Origin of the sequence: Paenibacillus sp. S25 (assembly GCF_019454085.1) — a bacterium.
GTDB classification, from domain to species: Bacteria; Bacillota; Bacilli; order Paenibacillales; family Paenibacillaceae; genus Paenibacillus; species Paenibacillus polymyxa_B.
In genome coordinates, this window is sequence record NZ_CP073683.1 from 1290306 (window position 1) to 1310076 (window position 19771).

A 19771-nucleotide genomic window follows, 5' to 3' on the forward strand; every position below is an offset into this window, starting at 1 on the left:
ATAATGTACAGATGGAGGTTTACACATGGGAGAGAAGCAGACCTATGATCTGTCTCATGGGCAGAAACGGTTCTGGGTTCAGTCCCAGCTGGACGCTCAGAGCAGCGCCTTAAATCAGTCGGTAGCCGTTCGAATCAGACAAGCTGTGAATACCTCGTATTTACAGCAGGCCCTCCATACCATCGTTGAAAGACATTTTATCCTTCGTACAGTGTTCACGGTGGTCGAAGGTGTACCGAAGCAAGTGGTGCTTGAGCAATTGACCTTAAACGTGCCTGTTGTGGATGTATCGGATACAGGGGAAGAAACAGCGTGGGCAGAGGTGCAAAAAGAAATACAGACTGTGATGAATCAGCCTTTTGATCTGGAGCAGAGTCCATTATGGCGGGCACAGATCTACATGCTGGCGGCACATGACTATGTTTTTCATATTTGTATGCACCACATCATTGAAGATGGTTGGTCTATGGATCTGTTTTTTCAAGAACTGTTTCATATTTATCAGGCGTTGGAGCAAGGAACAAGCCCCCATTTGCCAGAATTGCCGATCCAGTATATTGATTATGCACATTGGCAAAATCAGCAGGTGCTTAATGGAAAATTAAGCTCGCAGGAGCAATACTGGAAATCCCGATTGGATGGTGAATTGCCAAGTCTTCAATTGCCTTTGGATTTTCCGCGTCCGAGCATCCGACATGCTCCGGCGGCGGTGGAAAAGGTCATTCTGGATGCGGAATTATGCGCGGGCTTGGAGCGGTTGAACCGCACGTACGGAACCACCATGTTCATGTCGATCGTTGCCAGTCTGAATGTGTTATTAGCCCGGCTTACTCAGCAGGAGGACATTATTATTGGTACTCCTGTGGCGGGACGGAATCAAAAGCAGATTCGAAACCTGATGGGTTTTTTTGTGAATACTCTCGTGCTGCGGAATCGACTTTCCCGAGACATTTCTTTTTCACGATTGTTACAACAAGTTAAAGATGAGTGCGCAGGAGCATACGCCCATCAGGACTATCCTTTTGACAAGCTGTTGCAGGTATTGAACCGTCCGCGCCGTCTAAATCGTGCCCCGCTGTTTGACGTTCTGATTAATTTTGCAGCCGGCTCCAAAAATGAGGAGAACTTCGGGGGAATCCCGATGGAAAGAATCAAGCTGGGAAATGGTGCCGACGCGAATGAGTTTGACTTGACCGTAATTGTGGAATCCGTAAATGACGAATTGGTCATATCGCTTAGCTATGGAACAGATTTGTTTACAGCCTCAACGATGTCCAGAATCGGAGCGTATTTCCGTAACATTATTGCGGGTGCCATTCAGGATCCGGAGCAGCCTGTGTGGAAAATGGATTACATGGGGGCAGAGGAACGGGCGGTCATCCATCGCGTTAATGATACGCAGAAGGCTTATCCGGGTGGAGTCACGATTACGTCTCGTATTCAGGAGCAGACGCTCCGTACCCCTGATGCAGTGGGGGTTCTGGACGGCGACATGGCTGTCACCTATAAGGAGCTGCACCTTCGCTCCAACCAATTGGGACAGCTTTTCAGTCGTTATGAAGTTCGTCCGAACTCGCTGGTTGCCATTATGGGGGATAGAGATGTCTCATTGCTTACCGCTATTTTAGGGATTATGAAGGCCGGTGGTGCCTATGTACCGATTGATCCTGACTATCCGCAATCCCGAATCAAGTATATGCTTGACGACAGTTCGTGCCGCGTGCTTGTTACGAATTTACGTTATTTCGGGCGGACGTTAGATCATTTGCCAGACTGTATTGAAACTGTCATTTGTCTGGATGAAACGGTATGGGGAGAGTCGGAGTGGATCGTTAGACTGCGGGAGATGCGAGGGGATGAGTCTTATTTTATTCCTGTCAAAGCACAAGGGATGTCTACGGATGAGCTGAGTCTGCAAAATATTCCTAATGAAAAAGACCTGGCGTATATCATGTACACATCTGGCTCCACGGGACAGCCCAAAGGGGTGATGATGACCCATAAGGCTGTGCTGAATACGTTGTTTTGGTTGCAGGATACCTTTGCTCTGGGAGCAGACGATGTCATCGCGCAGAAGACGTCTACCAGCTTTACAGACTCGGTGTGGGAATGGTTCTGGCCGCTGATGGAGGGAGCCAAATTAACGATTGTACCCACGGATATCGTCAAAGACCCTGCACAGCTATACCCATTTATGGAGCGGGAAAAAGTGACGGTTACTCAATTTGTTCCTGCGCTCATGAATGTTTTCCTAAGTGCCGTACGAAATGCGGGGGAATCTCATCCATTGCCTGATCTAAAGTGGATTTTTAACGGGGGCGAAGCGCTTCCGGTGAATATCGTGCAGGAATGGTACACTCTTTTTCGCACAGCGAAAATCGCCAATCTATATGGCATGACCGAATCGGCCATCTATGCGACCCAGCATATCATTCAGCACAAGCCGGATGCAGGAACATTACGTATTCCTCTGGGGCTGCCGATTGCGAATACTCATGTGTATGTGCTGGATCAGGATGGACAGCTTGCGGGATTCCAGGTGCAAGGCGAGATTTGTATCGGCGGGACAGGACTGGCGAGCGGATATTGGGCCAAGCCGGATTTGACGGCCCAAGCCTTCACTACGCATCCGTTGACCGGAGAAAGGCTTTATCGAACGGGAGACTTAGGCTGTCAGACCCCGGACGGGCAATTTCAGTATCTTGGGCGAAAGGACGATCAGGTTCAGGTGCGGGGATTTCGCGTCGAAATGAAGGAAGTTGAGCAGGCGCTGGTCAGTCTTCCATCTATTCGTGAGGCAGCGGTGATTGCATATGTGGAGGAGACGGGATTAACCGGGCTGATCGGCTATTACACATTGCAGTCGCCGGAAATGACATCAGAAGGGGTACGCCAACATCTAAAAGAACGGCTTCCCGACTATATGGTTCCTGGTCTGTTGGTCCCGCTTGAAGTCATGCCTTTGACCCCACACGGTAAAATCGACCGTAAACATATGCCAAAACCTGAGGGAAGAAGTCTTGCAGGAACAGAATATGTACCTCCAAGGGACGGTATGGAGCAAGAGCTGTCGACTATTTGGGCAGAAATTTTGGATATAGCGCAAGTGGGTGTACAGGACCCCTTTTTTGCATTGGGTGGACATTCACTCAAGATGGCAAAAATGATTTACCGGATTCAGGAGCGCTTGCAGGTGAAAGTGACGTTCAAAGAACTTTTTGATCATCAAACCATTCGTGAGCTGGCAGATTTGCTTCGTCAAAAGACCTCTGTTCATGCAGCTTCTATCGAACCGTTGCCTGAGCAGGAGTATTACCCAGTTTCCGCCGCTCAAAGACGATTATTTGTTTTGCATCAATTGGAAGGAGAAAGCCTGAGCAATCACGTGTTCACTGCATGGCATTTGGAAGGCAGTATCCAACGAGAGCAGCTTGAACGTCTGTTTCGAACATTACTGCTCCGGCATGAAGTATTTCGAACGGGCTTTACCCTGCTGGAGGATGAGGTAGTACAGCAGATTCATTCGGATGTAGCTTGGAAAATGGAATATACCGAAGGGACGGCGGCCGATATGCCGCAGATTCAGCAATCATTTTTGCGTCCTTTTGATTTGCAACAGCCCCCGCTTTTACGGGTAATGCTGGTTCGATTAGCGGAGCAGAGCCATGTTCTACTGCTGGATGTGCATCATATTATTTTTGATGGAATTTCTGCGACAGTGCTTATTGATGAGTTTATCTCCCTGATGGAAGGAAGCGCTCTGGAAAAACCGCACATTCAGTATAAAGACTTTGCCGCCTGGCAACATACACAGCTCAGCGGGGAACATCTGAAAGAACAGGAAGCGTTCTGGCTGAAGATGTTCGACGAACAGCACACTGGAAGGGAAATTCCGCTTCTGAATCTGCCGGGAGATTATCCAAGACCAAGACAACGGAGTTTTGCCGGGGGCTCGCTGGAATTTAGTCTGTCGTCAGACTGTGCAACAAGTTTGCGGAAGCTGGCAACGGAGAGTGGTGCCACGTTATTTATGGTTTTGCTTGCGGCATACAATGTATTCTTGTCCCGCTACAGTGGGCAGGAGGACATCGTGGTGGGTACGCCAGTAGCCGGAAGATCGCATGTTCAGCTGGAGCGGATGCTCGGTATGTTCGTAAATACACTTACGTTACGAAATGCTCCCGTACAGGAGAAGACCTTCCGACAGTTTCTGGACGAGGTCAAAGACAATGCGTTGAATGCGTTTGAGCATCAGGATTACCCCTTTGATATGCTCGTCAATCGCTTGCATCTCCAGCGGGATTTGAGTCGTAATCCGCTGTTTGACACGATGTTTCGGCTGCAAAATTTTATGGATGGCAGCAGGGAAGTGCCGGGTTTACAGGTGAAGCCTTATCCGTTGGAAAGCCCTTTTGCTTCATTTGATTTGATGCTGACCGTGGTTGAGATAACGACTGCGAAAGGTGTAGGTGATAATCGCCGTAATGGGCTGCATTGTACCTTTGAATACAGCGCGGAACTGTTCCGCGAGCATACGGTTCGCCAGATGGCGCAGCATTTCATAGAGCTGGTGGCCCAACTGACTTCGCAGCCAGACCGCCCCCTGTATGCTGCCAGCCTGCTGACTCCTGCGGAGCAATCACGCATCCTTGTCGCCCGCAATGCGACTGAACTTGCGCTTCCGGCTGACAAGCTGATGCATCACCTGTTCGAAGAACAGGCTGCACGGATGCCGGACGCCATAGCGGTAGAATGTGGGAGCCGACGTTTGACCTATGGCGAGCTGGATGTCCTGTCCAATCGGGTGGCGAGAACATTGCGCAGCAAAGGAGCGGACGTGAATACGGTGGTTGCCTTGCTGCTGGAACGGTCGGTAGATTTGCTGACGGCGATGCTCGGCATTTTAAAGGCAGGTGCTGCCTATTTGCCGATCGATCCCGACTATCCTGCGGCGCGTATTTCCTACATGCTGGAAGAGAGTGAAGCGCAATGGCTTATTAGTCGGGACACACTGCTGGATGGACTGGATTTTAGAGGCGAAGTCATTTCGTTGAATGACGAGAGTATATACCGTCAGGATGGAAAAAGGCTGAAGATCACACAGCCGGGACCCCATGATTTGGCGTATATGATTTTCACCTCAGGATCGACTGGAAATCCGAAAGGCGTGATGATCCGTCAGGAAGCCATTGTTAACCTGATCTACGGGATTACCGAGCGAATTCCGTTTCCTGAAGGTCAGACCTTCTTTTCGGTAACCACTGCCGCATTTGATATTTTTGTATTGGAAACGCTACTGCCTTTGGCGAAGGGGCTACGGGTAGTGTTATCTACGGGAGAAGAGCAGACGAATGCTGAACTGCTGTTGGAGGCGATTCGCCGAACAGGTCCGCACTTGCTGCAAATGACACCCTCGCGGCTTCAGCTTTTGCTTATGCACCCGGAAGCAAAAGAGAGTATGCGCACGTTGCAGGTTGTGATGGTGGGGGGCGAGGCTTTACCAGAGCCATTGCTTCGCCAGACGCAGGACGTGACCACAGCGCGCATTTTTAACATGTACGGCCCAACCGAAACTACAGTCTGGTCAACTGTGCAGGAGCTTACCCAGCATGAGCGGGTGACAGTGGGTACGCCGATAGCGAATACACAAGTATATATTCTGGATGGGCAGCTCCAGCCTGTACCGGATCTTGTAGCGGGTGATCTCTGGATTGGAGGCAAGGGACTTGCATCCGGTTATGACAAGCGCCCTGAGCTGACAGCGGAGAAGTTCAAAGCCAATCCGTTCCGGTCCGGTGAGCGAATGTTTAAGACCGGAGATTTGGCGCGGTTGCTGCCTAACGGCGAGATTGAAGTGTTGGGCCGGATGGATGATCAGATCAAGGTCCGTGGCTATCGGGTGGAACTGGGGGAAATTGAACAGGCGCTGCTGGCTCACCCTGCCATTCGGGAAGCTGTGGTTGTACAGGACCGATCAGATGAACAGGAGAACCACTCCCTTTGTGCCTATTGGGTAGGCCAGCAGACTTTATCAGTGAGTGAGCTGCGCAATCATCTGCTTGCCCGACTGCCAGAATATATGATTCCGTCGCATTTTATTACCTTGTCGGAGATGCCTTTAACGCCGAACGGGAAAATAAACCGTAGAATGCTGCCCAAGCCGGATCATAGCCGTCCTCTTCTTGGAGTGGAGTATACAGCACCTGCTACAGAGGTGGAAATGCAGGTCAGCCAAATTTGGGAAGAGGTATTGCACAGAAATGAGCTTGGCATCCACGATAATTTCTTTGAGCTGGGGGGCAACTCGGTTCTACTCATTCAAATGAATGTTCGTCTTCAGCAAATCTTTCCGGGGAAAATCAGCGTTGCAGACTGCTTTGCCTATCCGACGATTGCGAGACTTTCCGGTTTTCTGGAGCAGCAGCAAGGAGAACAAGCATGGACGGATGCGGAACAGGAACGATATGAGCGTCAGGAGCAATACTGGCATCTTTATTTGGCTGAACCGTTATCTTTTATTCCGTGGAATGAGGTGATGCGGACAGATGGAGGAGCCGAGGGGCAGGCTACGTTCACCTTTACCTTACCTGCGGACCTGCTGACCACGTTACAGAAAGCAGTTTGGAGTCAGGATTTTGCCCTAACAGACTTGTTACTAGCCGTTTATACGTATATTTTGTCACAAATGACAGGTCAGTCCGAACTGGTATTGCTCATCGGTGAAGGATACCCATTACCACATAAACAGTTCATACACCATGGACAGTCCTCTTTCCCCGCATCACAACTGACAGGGGAGAGCTTGTATCCGCTGCGTGTACGATTGACGGAAAATGATGATTTTAGCGCCCTGTGCATAGAGGTTGCCGGTCATCGTCAAAAAGCGAAAGAGACCGACCTTTACCCGATCCCAGTTATGTTGCCAAATGGGACAGGAAACGCCAATCCATCCGTTTTTCTCCCTTGTGTGTTTCTGAATCATACGCCGGCGGGACATGAGGTGACCCGACAATTTGACTGGGTGCTTCATATGGATGTGCGCGCGGAGCAGGTACGGTTCCTATGCGAATATCAAGCTGGAAAACTGAGGAAGACTTGGGCGGAACAGATGATGAAGGCCTATGTCCACGTACTGCACAAGATTGCAGACCTACTATAAGGAGGATGGAACGATGAAAAAATTAGGATTTTTATTCCCGGGGCAAGGCTCTCAATATGTAGGCATGGGTCAAAGCTTATACGATGAACATTCAGTAGCAAGAGAAACCTTTGAAGAGGCCGAGGATGCGCTGGGGTTTGATCTAAAGACGCTTTGTTTCACAGGTTCCATGGATGAGCTGACTCTGACCGCTAATGCCCAGCCTGCTATTTTGACCGTGAGCATCGCAGCTTTTCGTGTACTGATGCAGGAATTGAAGCTTGCTCCATCTCTGGTAGCGGGTCACAGTCTGGGAGAATTCTCGGCATTGGTCAGTACAGGGGCGCTTGCTTTTTCGGATGCGGTGAAAATAGTACGTCAGCGGGGCATTCTGATGCAGGAAGCTGTTGCTCCCGGTACAGGTGCGATGCTGGCGGTAGTCGGGAGTCATGAGCGTGAGGTGGATGAGGTGTGCCAGCAAGCCTCGACAGCCGGCGTATCGGTCGGCATTGCGAATTATAATTCCTCTGAGCAGCTCGTCATTTCGGGTCATACTCCTGCACTGGAAAAGGCAGAAGAGGAACTGAACCGTAGAGGAATCAAGACGATTCGCCTCAAAGTGGACTTTCCGTTTCATACAAATTTAATGCGGAGCGCTGCGGGTAAATTTCGGGAGGAGCTGGAGAGATATGATTATGGCCGTTTTCAATGGCCTGTGCTCTCTAATGTTACAGCGACACCCTATGCGGATCGTCGTTATATCCTATCTAACCTTACGTCCCAGATGGCAAGGCCTGTGCAATGGCACAGAAGCGTTCAATACATGCTGAATCAGGGTGTGAATCATTTTATAGAAATCGGCCCCAAAACCGTATTGAGGAATTTAATGGCTGGTATCTCCTCTACGGCTCATTCCTTTGCTTTTGAGCATCCCTCCACTCTGGAATTGCTGCGGAATGCTGATATCGAGAGCAAACCAGATGGTTTGGGTCTGGTGACCTCCTGTATTGCGATTGCGGTTTCAACCCAGAACCGGAACTGGAATAACGATGAGTATGAGCAGGGTGTAGTCGTTCCATACAAAGAATTGCAAAACCTGCGCGAACAATTGATCACAACCGGAACAGAACCAACGTTGGAACAAATGCAGCAAGCTCTGGACAAGCTAAAGTCCATTTTTGCAACCAAATTAACACCAACGGAATTACGGGCTGAACGGTTTGAGCAGATTTTCAGCAATACGCATACACGCGAATTATTTCCCGCGTTTCAGGTCAGCTAATCGCAGCGAACACGAGGAACGGAAGGGAGTACGATGATGACAAAAACAGGATTCAATCTGGCGGCTCTTCAATTCAATGAACAGGATTTTCAGGACGCGGGTCCGATCGCGGTTAATGAGCTGCGAGATTCGGATATTGCAGTCATCGGGATTAGCTGTAAAATTGCCGAAAGTGAAAATGCGGCTCAATTTTGGGATCTTCTGCGGGCGGGGCAGGACGCCATACGCCCTTTTCCTGCCCGACGAAAAAGGGAGCTGGAGAGCCTCTTCCAAGCGGGGCTGTTGAATGAACAAACGGCATTAAATGAAGGTGGATTTCTAGAAGAAATTGATAAGTTCGACTATCCCTTTTTTCAACTTTCTCCGGCTGAAGCGCGATTGATGGACCCAAACCAGCGACTGTTTTTGGAGTCTGCCTGGGCGGCCGTTGAAGATGCGGGGTACGGTGGTAAAAAGCTTTCCGGTAGTCGGACAGGAGTCTATGTCGGCTACAGCAGTGATTTTGGTGAGGAGTACAAGCGGTTTATAGCAGAAATGGCTCCTTCATCAGCTTCTTCAGCGATTCCAGGTAATATCCATTCCATGATTGCCAGTCGGATCGCCTATCTGCTGGATTTAAAAGGGCCCAGTCTGTTGGTGGATACCGCATGTTCTTCATCTTTGGTGGCCATTCACCTGGCCTGCCGGGATTTGCGGCACGGCGATTGCGATACGGCGATTGCCGGCGGGGTGAAGGTCACACTCGTACCTATAAAAGAGGGAAAGGGCGGGGGGCTGGGTGTAGGCTCCTCGGATGACCGGACGAGAACGTTCGATAGCTTTTCAGATGGCACAGGCGGAGGAGAAGGTGTAGCCGCTGTTCTGCTCAAACCCTTGAAGCGGGCCATTCAGGATCAGGACCATATTTATGCTGTCATTAAAGGCAGTGCTGTGAACAATGACGGGACTTCGGCCGGAATTACGGCTCCCAATTCGCTGGCAGGAGAGGATGTCATTGTACGGGCCTGGAAGGATGCTGGGATTGACCCGGATACCATTACATATATTGAAGCTCATGGGACAGGCACCAAACTGGGTGATCCAGTGGAGATTGATGGTATACGGAGAGCTTTTCGGCAGTATACCGACCGGAATCAATTTTGTGCCATAGGCTCGGTCAAAACCAATGTAGGTCACCTGGATAACAGTGCGGGAATCACGGGCTTTTTAAAGGCAGTGCTCGCTTTGGAGCATGCAGAAATTCCGGCGAGCCTACATTTTACCTGCCCAAACCCGGATATTAGCTTTATTGATTCGCCTGTATATGTGAATGACAAGCTGCAGCCTTGGCCCAAGGAGGATTTTCCGCGACGCTGCGGAGTCAGTTCCTTCGGGCTCAGCGGTACGAACTGCCATGTCGTTCTGGAAGAGGCCCCGGTGTGGGCTGAAATGCAAGATGGAGGCCAGTTGGAGCATGAAACACCGGAAACGGTTCAGCTTTTTACGTTATCTGCTAAAAATGAAACAGTGCTTGCAGCCTATGTGAAGCAATATCAGCAATATGTCATGGAACCCAAAACCTATCCGTTACGCGATCTTTGTTATACCGCCAATACCGGACGAGGGCAGTATGGCTTTCGTCTGGCGATTCTGTGCCGGGATTGGGATGATCTGGGAGCAAAGCTGACTCAAATTCAGACCTCAGGCTTTAGCGGACAAGCGCAACAAGAAGAGTTCATACAGGGTGTGTATTTTGGACGTCATAAGGTTGTATCTGCACAGAAGGAAAAAGAAGTAGGGGAGCTTACGCTGGAGGAATCCAGAAGACTGACAGCATCAGCCAAAGAGAAACTGACCCAGTCTTCATTCGAGTTCGATACGCTGGATTCCCTGTGCCGTATGTATGTTGAGGGAGCAGATGTGGAATGGGGGAGCTTGTATGAAGGCAAAGCGTGCCACAGACGAAGCATTCCCACCTATCCTTTTGAGCCTAAGCGATGCTGGATAGAGGTAGAGGAGAAGGCAGAAGTCGTTTCTCAGGCTTCCCAAGTTCGAGATTTCACAGAGATGGAAACAACACATCCGCTTTTGGACTATTGTTTGGCAGAAACCGAGGATCAGGATATTTACCTGACCCGTTTCTCTGTTGGGCGTCATTGGGTACTAAGCGAGCATAAGATTATGGAAAACTGTATTGTACCAGGAACCACTTATCTGGAAATGGTTAGGGCAGGATTGGAAAAATACAAGCGTCCAGGCAAGGTGCTGGAGCTATATGATATCCAGTTTATTTCTCCACTCATCGTGGATGAAGGAGAAGATAGAGAAGTACACACCATTTTGCAACGGGAGGGTGAGACGTTTTCGTTTAAGGTATTAAGCCGGACGGGACCCACAGTTCAGCCGTGGGAACAGAATTGGGTAAGGCATGCACAGGGGTGCGCGGTGTTTGTAAAGGCTGCCCATCCTGTTATGAGTCTGGGCGATATTCGGACTGAATGCAACGATCAGGAAGTAGTAGTCGGTGAGAATCATGCCGAAGCAGCAGCTGCATTTTCATTCGGGCCGCGGTGGGAGACGCTACGGACGATTGCAATTGGAACAGATCAAGTGCTGGCTAAGCTGGAGCTGCCCGCAGCCTATCATATGGATGTAAGCCAATATGTGCTGCATCCCGCTTTGTTGGATGTGGCCGTCGGGGTAGCAAGCCAGAGTTTGGGAAATGGCCTGTTCCTGCCTTTTTCATATCACAAGCTGCGCATTTATGACTCCCTCCCACGGCTTTGCTACAGCTATCTGCGCAAAAAAAGCAAGGTCAGGGAAAGTGGAGAAATTTTAACGGTAGATGTGCTCATTCTGGGTGCCGAAGGTCAGGTACTGGTAGAAATTGAAGATTATGCAGTCAAACGTGTACACGAGGCGGATCTTAAAAGAACCCGCTATACAGAACATCATAAATATCATCAGATTGTATGGAAAAAGCAAGAACAAGCACCCTCCGAGTATGAAGAAGATACAGTAACCCGGACCGCAAATGATTCAGTGTTATCCACACCGCTGGAAACGATTTTATTATTCACAGATAACCGTCCGATCGGTGTAACGCTGCGTGGATTGTTAGCGCACGAAGGGTATGATGTGGTTGAAGTGAAGCGGGGAGTCACCTTTGCTAAAATGTCAGACCATGCTTACTTCTCTACTGGTTCCGAGGAACATCATAGACGCTTGTTAACAGAGATGCGATGTCAGAATGCTAAGAAACTGATATACCTCTGGAACGGGCAGTCTATGGTTCAGCTATTTCATCTGGCTAAGGCAATCGCAGAGACCAAGTCAGCTGTTAAGGAACTGACGGTGATCGCTGAGCAGGCTTATAAAGTGAATGAATTGGAAAATGAATTAAATCCAGAACATGCGGGCTTGTTTGGGCTGGCCCGGGTCATCGGTCAGGAATACCCTGATCTGAGCTGCCGTTGCCTCGATATAGATACAAGCACCCAGCCTTCAGAACTCATTCATTCCCTACGGCACGATGATGATACATTTCTGGTCGCTTGGCGTAATGGCGAACGTTATGTAGAGCAGATTGAACCTGTGGATCTGACGGAAAGCGAAGCTGACCCGATTACGATCAGACCGCAGGGAACCTATGTCATAACTGGTGGTACTGGCGGGCTGGGATTGGCAATCGGTAAATGGCTTGCTTCTAAAGGTCAGGTCACACTGGGAGTGATAGGTCGCAAGCCTTTGCCACCCAAGGAGCAATGGAAGGCCATTGCAAACGCTGATTCGAACGGAAGCCGTAACGTAAGACAGAACTTAAAGCCAGATATGAATACAAGGATGCTGAATACGGTTACCTCCTTGCTGGAATTGGAGCAGCAGGGAGCGCAGGTAGAATATTATGCTGTCGATGTAGCTGACGAGACCGCTATGAAGCAAGCCTTGAATGAACTTCGCCACAAGTATGGGGCTATTCACGGTATCATCCATGCTGCGGGTGTGGCTGGAGACGGTTTTATGGCTCTCAAGAGCCAGGACCGCTTTACCGAGGTACTGGCTCCGAAGGTAACAGGCACACATGTGCTTGACCGAATCACCGCTGCGGATACACTGGACTTTTTTATTCTTTTTTCATCTGTGACTTCACTGATGGGTGGACCAGGCCAAAGCGACTACACGGCGGCCAACGCCTATCTGGATGCCTTTGCCGAGTGGCGAAATCACTCCGGCCGACGTACGCTTGCCATCAACTGGGCTCCTTGGCAGGAAGTTGGGATGGCTTTTGAGCATGAGGTTGATTTCCAGGAGAGCTTATTTCAGGCTCTGTCCACACAAGAGGGACTGGCCGCTCTTGAACACTTATTGCTTCATCCCGTTCCGCGTGTCATTGTGGGTGGCTTGAATTACGCTCAGGTGGCCGCACTGGATTCCGCCGCCATCCCTTTCGGATTTTCTCCTGAAATGCGGGCTATTCTGGACCGTCATCGTCGGCTTCTGCATGACCATGCGGTCACGTCATCCGCTGCCGTGCGACGTCCTGTACAGCTGCGTGGTCGAGGGACAGGAGAATATAGCTCATCTGAAAAAGTGATCGCAAGCATATGGGCTGAAGTGCTGGGGCTTGATGAGCTGAACATCTATGACAGCTTTTATGAGCTGGGAGGAGACTCCCTGATTGCTAGTAAAATGGTGGGACAGATGAATCAAAGCTTGTCCAAAAAAGTGGATATGAGCGATATCTTCAACTATATGACGGTCAGCGAATTAGCCCTGTATACGGATGGAGAAGCGAAGCAGCCTCTTCTGACGGAAACGGAGCTGCCTGCACCCCAATCAGCCGACAAAAATCTGATCATTCATCCGCTGGAACAACGTGAGGTGTACCCAGCTTCCTCGACGCAGCGTCGATTTTATATGATGCGTCAAATGGCAGGACATAGCACCTTGAATAATCTATGCAGTGCGATGACCATCACCGGTAATCTGGATCATCATCGGTTGGAGGAAGCTATATATGCGGTGATTCGTCGTCATAGCTCCCTGCGCACCGCTTTTGAGTTGCGGGATAACGAACTGGTACAGAGAGTGTACCCGGAGTTAGATTTTTCGCTGGAATATAGCGAAGGGGACGGGCGCGAGCTGGAAGCGTATGTGGACGATTTTATCCGTCCCTTTGACCTGAATCGTGCGCCGCTGTTAAAGGCGAAGTTGATCCGGCTGAAGGATGATTCCCACCTCTTTCTGTGCGATGTTGATCATATTGCAGCCGATGGAGCCTCAATTGGTATTTTATTAAGTGAAATGATACAGGGCTATTCTGGACAGGATCTACCGCAACTGCCTATGCAATACACCGATTTTACATTGTGGCAAAATCAGCGTCTGGACAGTGCCGAAATGAAAAAGCAGGAGACATACTGGCTGGACGTTTTTAAGGGGACGCTGCCTGTACTTGATCTGCCTACAGACGAGCCGCGGGCAGCGCAAATGAGCAATGCCGGGGATGTCTATACATTTGATCTGAATGAGGAATTAACAGCTTTAGCTAAAAAAACAGCGGTACAGCATGGGGTTACGCTCTTTATGCTTCTGTACGCTGTCTATAGTACTTTATTGGCCAAATATGCGAATCAGGATGATATCATTATTGGCATTCCAAGCGCAGGTCGTCAGTCCGAAGAGGTTCAGCACATGATTGGGCTGTTCATCAATACGCTGGCCCTGCGAACTGCGCCAGCCGAAGATAAGCCTTTCGCAGCATATTTGCAGGAGGTTAAGAAGCACGCGCTTGAAGCCTATAAGCATGAGGATTATCCCTTTGAAATGCTGCTGAATCAGCTTGACGTACCAAGAGACCGGAGCCGGAACCCACTTTTTGATGTTCAGTTTATTTCCCAGAACTTTAGGGGGGAGCCGATGAGCATCAACGGGCTTCGCTTTACTCCGTTGGAAGCTAAGATGGAGGCTGTACAAGTCGATCTGACAGTCATATGGGTTGAAAATGAAGGCAAGCTGCGTTTTCACTTTGAGTATGCGACCCAACTGTTCAAGGGAGAGACCATACGTCGGCTTGCAAGTTATTACAAGAATCTTTTACAAGAAGTTTGTGCGGATGCTTCGCGGCCGATTGGCCTCATTTCCATGAATCAGGCGGAAGAACAGCAGCGAACCCTGTACGAGTGGAACGAAACCCGGGTGAATTACCCACAGGAAAAGCTGGTTCACCAGTGGTTTGAAGAGCAGGCCGAACGGCATCCTGAGCGGATTGCTGCCGTCTACGGAGAGCATTCGCTAACTTACAGCCAATTGAATATCAGAGCTAATCAGCTTGCCCGGCACTTGCTAACTTATCATTTGGTACCGGACCAAGCTGTCGGCATCCTGGTTCCCCGTTCGCTGGATATGCTGACCAGCATGCTTGCCGTACTCAAAGCAGGAGCAGCCTATGTCCCTATGGACCCTGAACATCCGACGGAGCGAGTGGCCTACATGCTGGAGGACAGCGGCGTGTCTCTGCTCCTAACTTCTGCGGGTACCGTCAGCATCGACACGCTTCGATTTACAGGGTCTGTCATGGATATAAGTGATCCTGCCTTGTACAGCGGAGATGCTGATCATGTAGCTTTTGCACTTGCGGGCAAGGAGCCTCTGGCACCTCACCATTTGGCTTATATTTTGTACACGTCAGGATCATCCGGTAAGCCCAAAGGAGTCATGGTTGAGCATAGAAATGTAACGAATTACATCACGGCTTTCCAGCATGAGTTCCATCTAACGGCTGAGGACGTTGTGCTCCAGCAGGCAGCCATTACCTTTGATGCTTCCGTAGAGGAAATCTACCCTACATTGGCAGCAGGGGGAACGCTGGCTATGGTTTCACGGGATGATCTGAAGGACATCCAATTGCTGAATCAATTCATTCGCCAGCAGCAAGTGACCGTGGTTAGCGCATCGCCATTTATTTTAAATGAGCTGAATCAACTGCCCCCTTTCCCACATATTCGCACGTATATTAGCGGGGGGGATGTGTTGAAAAGTGAATATGTCACCCAGTTGTTGCGCTCGGCAAAGGTCTACAATACGTACGGACCGACAGAAGCGACCGTCTGTGCTACCTATTATCGTGTGCCAGATATTCCAGATGTTCATCCATTGCCTGTCGGACGACCTGTAGCCAATGCTGAGGTATACATCATGAATCGCAGTGGTACGGATGTTATGCCTATCGGGGTACCCGGTGAAATATGCATTTCAGGCTGGGGCGTTGCACGCGGCTATATGAACCGCCCCGAACTGACGCAGCAGCAGTTTGTAGCAAATCCGTGGATACCGGGTGAGCGGATGTACAAAACGGGTGATCTGGGCAGATACCTCGAAGATGGGCAAATTCAATTTTTAGGAAGAGTCGATCAGCAGGTTAAAGTGCGGGGTTACCGCATCGAGCCGGGCGAGATTGAAAAATCGTTGCTCCAGCACCCACATATACAGGATGGAGTTGTGTTAGTTCAGGAAGTCCAGCCTGGTATGCATGAGCTATGCGCCTATATCGTTGCAGATCAGGAATTGTCGGTGGCAGAACTGAAGACCCATCTGTCGGTAACCTTGCCTGAATATATGATTCCGTCTTACTTTGTTCGAGTCGATGCGATCCCGTTAACACATCACGGAAAAATCGACCGTCATGCTTTACCGTTGGTTAATGAAAGTATCAAGGTCGGTACGGCCTATGTACATCCAGCTTCACCCCTGGAAGAACGCCTGGTTGAGCTTTGGGCGGAAATCCTGCACCGGAAGCAGATAGGTACACAGGATGACTTCTTCCTGCTGGGTGGACAATCCTTGCTGGCAACCAAGCTGGTCTACCTTATTAACAAGGAATGGAATGTAAATCTGACACTGCGCGACTTCTTCCGGGCAGGTACAGTTCAAGGGTTAGCGACATGGATAGAAGAAATTCAATCGGGCCGCGAACGTGGAATATTAGTGGAACAGGACGGTTTAATCAAACCCTTTAATCTCCGGCAAAAGCCATTGTTCCGCGTTCAGGTTATTCATCAGCCTGCCAACTGTCATTTGCTGTTCATTGATATGCATCATATTATTACGGACGGTCTTTCCCAGGAGATAATCGTCGAGGAATTTGCTCGTTTATACGGGGGCATGAACTTACCGGAATTGACGATCCAGTATAAAGACTATGCCGTGTGGCAGCGTGAGTTTTTGAACAGTGTGGAATTCCGTCAGCAGGAGCAGTTTTGGCTGGAGCTTTTTCAAGGGGAAATTACAGAGCTGGAATTGCCTACGGATTATGCACGTCCTGATGTGAGAAGAGGTGAAGGGCAAGCCGTTCATTTTGAGCTGGATCAGGAATGGACGTGGAAGTTAAAACGCTTTGCCCTGCAGCAAAATGTCACGGTATTTATGGTTCTACTGGCGGCCTATAATCTATTGCTGGCCAAAGCCAGCGGGCAGGAAGATATTATCGTCGGCATTCCGGTATCTGGCAGAACCCATGCGAGCCTGAGTCCTCTCGTCGGCATGTTCGTCAATACGTTGGCCCTTCGCAACACACCGGAGAAGGACATGACTGTACACGAATTTTTAATGCAGGTAAAGGAACGTTCTCTTCAGGCTTTTGAGCATCAGGACTATCCGTTTGAGCAACTGGTTGAAAAGTTAAATTTAGCTGGCAAAACAAGCCGCAATCCGCTGTTCGATACCATGTTTGCATTATTGAACGAGTCTTCCCGTACCATCGTAGAATTACCCGGCCTGAAACTGACTCCATGTGATGAAGCGGAGTATACAGGAGCACAATTCGATTTAACATTTACTGCAACCATGACCGACGAGCATATCGAATGTATTTTTCAATACGATGTAGATCTCTTTACCGGAGAGACGGTGGAACGCTTGAGTCGGGAATTCCTTCAAATCTTACACACTGTCCTTGTCAATCCACAGCAAAAGATTGGAGAGCTTCGGATAGAAGAGGTGGCTGTTGACCCGGATCAGCGGGACAGAGAGGAAGTACTTGAGTCAGCAAGCGTCCATAAGGCAGAGGATTGGGTGAGTGAGCTTGCCATAGCAGCTTCGGAATCGGTGAATGAGGCGGAATGGAAGACACTCGTCCATGATTTCAATCAGACAGACATGGATTCGGGTTCCGTAAAGCTGCTACATCAATATTTTGAGGATCAAGCAAGCCGAAACCCTGAGCAGATCGCTCTCATTTCCGGTCAACAGGAGATCAGCTACGGAGAAGTGAATCGACGGGCGAATCTGGTCGCACATAGCTTATTGGACTCCGGCACCCGGCCGGAGCAAGTCGTAGCTATTGTCATGGAACGCTCACCGGAAATGATTGTTGCCTTATTGGGCGTGTTAAAAGCAGGGGCGGCGTACCTCCCCATTCATCCAGCCGATCCAAAGGAACGGATTCGCTACATCCTGGCAGACGCTGGGGCTGAATGGATTCTGACCCATCAGCAGTGTCATGCCAGCTGGATGGATGAAGGAATCCAGCAGGTCATCGACGTTGACTTACTGTGTCAGGATCAGCAAGAACGAGGTAATCCAGAGCTTGTCATCCAGCCTGATCATCTGGCTTATGTCATCTTCACCTCCGGCTCAACCGGGCAGCCCAAAGGGGTGATGGTGGAGCATCACGCCTTTAGTACGCGAGTGGTATGGCTGGCACAACAGCTTGGTTTAAGGGAGCAGGATACGGTGCTGCAAAAAGCATCCTATACCTTTGATGGTTCCATCGTCGAGCTTTTCAGCTGGTTCATGGGCGGAGGACGTTTGGTGTTATTGGAGGCAGGTGCAGAAACGGATACCCATCAAATGCTGGATACCATTCACAGGCATCAGGTTACAGTGGCTTTCTTCATTCCTACCGTGCTGCAAATGTTTTTGTCAGAGCTTTCAGTCGAGGATACGATCCAAGCAGCCACTTTGCGTTGGGTCATGTCGGGTGGCGAACAGATAGGCCAGGAGCAGGTGCGAAGTTTTAATCTGAAGTTCCCGGAAGCGAGATTACTTAATCTGTATGGGCCTACGGAAGCCAGTGTGTTTGCAACAGCCTATACGTGTACATCAGTATCTTCCGAAGGTCCGATTCCGATCGGGCGGCCTGTGGGCAACACCCGGGCATATATTTTAAATCAGGAGCTGGCGTTGGTTGGTTTGGGGCAGGTAGGAGAGCTTTGTCTGGGAGGGTGCCATCTGGCACGCGGGTATGTACATCTGGATGGACTTACGGCAGAGCGTTTTATCTCCAATCCTTTTGTACCAGGTGAGCGAATCTATCGGACAGGCGATCTTGCTCGGATGCTGCCTAGTGGCGAGATTGTTTACTTGGGACGGTCGGATCAAATGGTGAAAATCGGGGGCTACCGGATTGAGACGGGTGAAATTGAAACAGCCCTCTTGCAAAATAACGACATTCAGCAGGCGGCTGTACTTGATTTGACAGATGAGCAGGGCAATAAGTATTTGTGCGCTTATCTGGTTGTGCAATCCGACTGTACAGTTCGAAAACTGCGGGCATTTTTGCTGGAACGATTGCCGGAATATATGATTCCTTTACGTTTTGTGAAGGTGGAGACGATGCCTCTAGGTTCAAGCGGAAAGCTGGACCGTAAGGCATTAAATACCTTGGGGGTAGAGTTGCCTTCCGGCAAAGAACATACACCGCCCCGCAACGAAATGGAACAGCAACTGCTCCTGTTGTGGGCGGACATTTTCAAAACAGGCGCAGTAGGTATAGATGATCATTTCTTTGAGTTTGGCGGAGATTCATTGCTCGCTTACCAGTTCATTTTGCGTGTGCGTCAAATGTTGGCCATCGAGATTACTTTAAAGGAACTTTTTGCAGCTCCGACCATTCGACAACTTTCAGATCACATAAGCTCCAGAAGAGTTGAGTGTCATCACGAGGATGAAGCGACAGTCCGTTCCTTGATCCCTGCTGCGACTCCAAGCGCCTATTATCCGGCCTCGTCTGCTCAAATGCGTCTTTTTATGATGCACGAGCTGAATCCAGAGGATCTAAGCTACAATCTACCGGGTGCCATGATGCTGGAAGGAGAACTGGACATGGCCAGACTTGAGGGAGCCTTCCAAGCGCTTATTCAGCGTCACGAAGCTTTTAGGACCACATTTGATGTGATCAACGGCGAGATTGTTCAGCTTATTCATGAATCTGTTCCGTTTGCCATTGAGTTTTTCAGAACAGAGGAAACCGTGATTAGCAACATACTTCGGGGCGATGGAAAGCTTATGAGAGAAGTCATCCCAGTTCAGCAGCATGCACTGTCATCAGTGAAAGTAGAGAAAAAAGAACGCCGACGGAGGGAGATTTAGCA

Annotated in this window: 3 protein-coding genes; all 3 read left to right on the top strand. The window is 49.7% G+C overall.

What is annotated here, in order from left to right; all coding sequences use genetic code 11:
- The first annotated feature begins 25 nt into the window (after positions 1-25).
- From KAI37_RS05610 to KAI37_RS05620, 3 genes are read left to right on the top strand one after another with little or no spacing between them, the layout of a single operon-like run.
- Positions 26-7159 carry a non-ribosomal peptide synthetase gene (locus KAI37_RS05610; protein WP_220030896.1) on the top strand — a complete coding sequence of 2378 codons (7134 nt, stop codon included), beginning with the start codon at positions 26-28 and terminating at the stop codon, positions 7157-7159.
- Positions 7160-7172: 13 nt separating this feature from the next.
- Positions 7173-8420, top strand: coding sequence for an ACP S-malonyltransferase (gene fabD, locus KAI37_RS05615; RefSeq protein ID WP_071639847.1), 1248 nt, complete (start codon positions 7173-7175; stop codon positions 8418-8420).
- 33 nt (positions 8421-8453) lie between these two features.
- A complete protein-coding gene (locus tag KAI37_RS05620) occupies positions 8454-19769 on the top strand; it encodes a hybrid non-ribosomal peptide synthetase/type I polyketide synthase (protein WP_258383051.1) in 11316 nt (3771 codons plus the stop codon).
- Positions 19770-19771 lie beyond the last annotated feature (2 nt).

Bases quoted from the DNA above. Each gene is read 5' to 3' on its own strand.
- fabD (WP_071639847.1), top strand. From the start codon at position 7,173: ATGAAAAAATTAGGATTTTTATTCCCGGGGCAAGGCTCTCAATATGTA.
- KAI37_RS05620 (WP_258383051.1), top strand. From the start codon at position 8,454: ATGATGACAAAAACAGGATTCAATCTGGCGGCTCTTCAATTCAATGAA.
- KAI37_RS05610 (WP_220030896.1), top strand. From the start codon at position 26: ATGGGAGAGAAGCAGACCTATGATCTGTCTCATGGGCAGAAACGGTTC.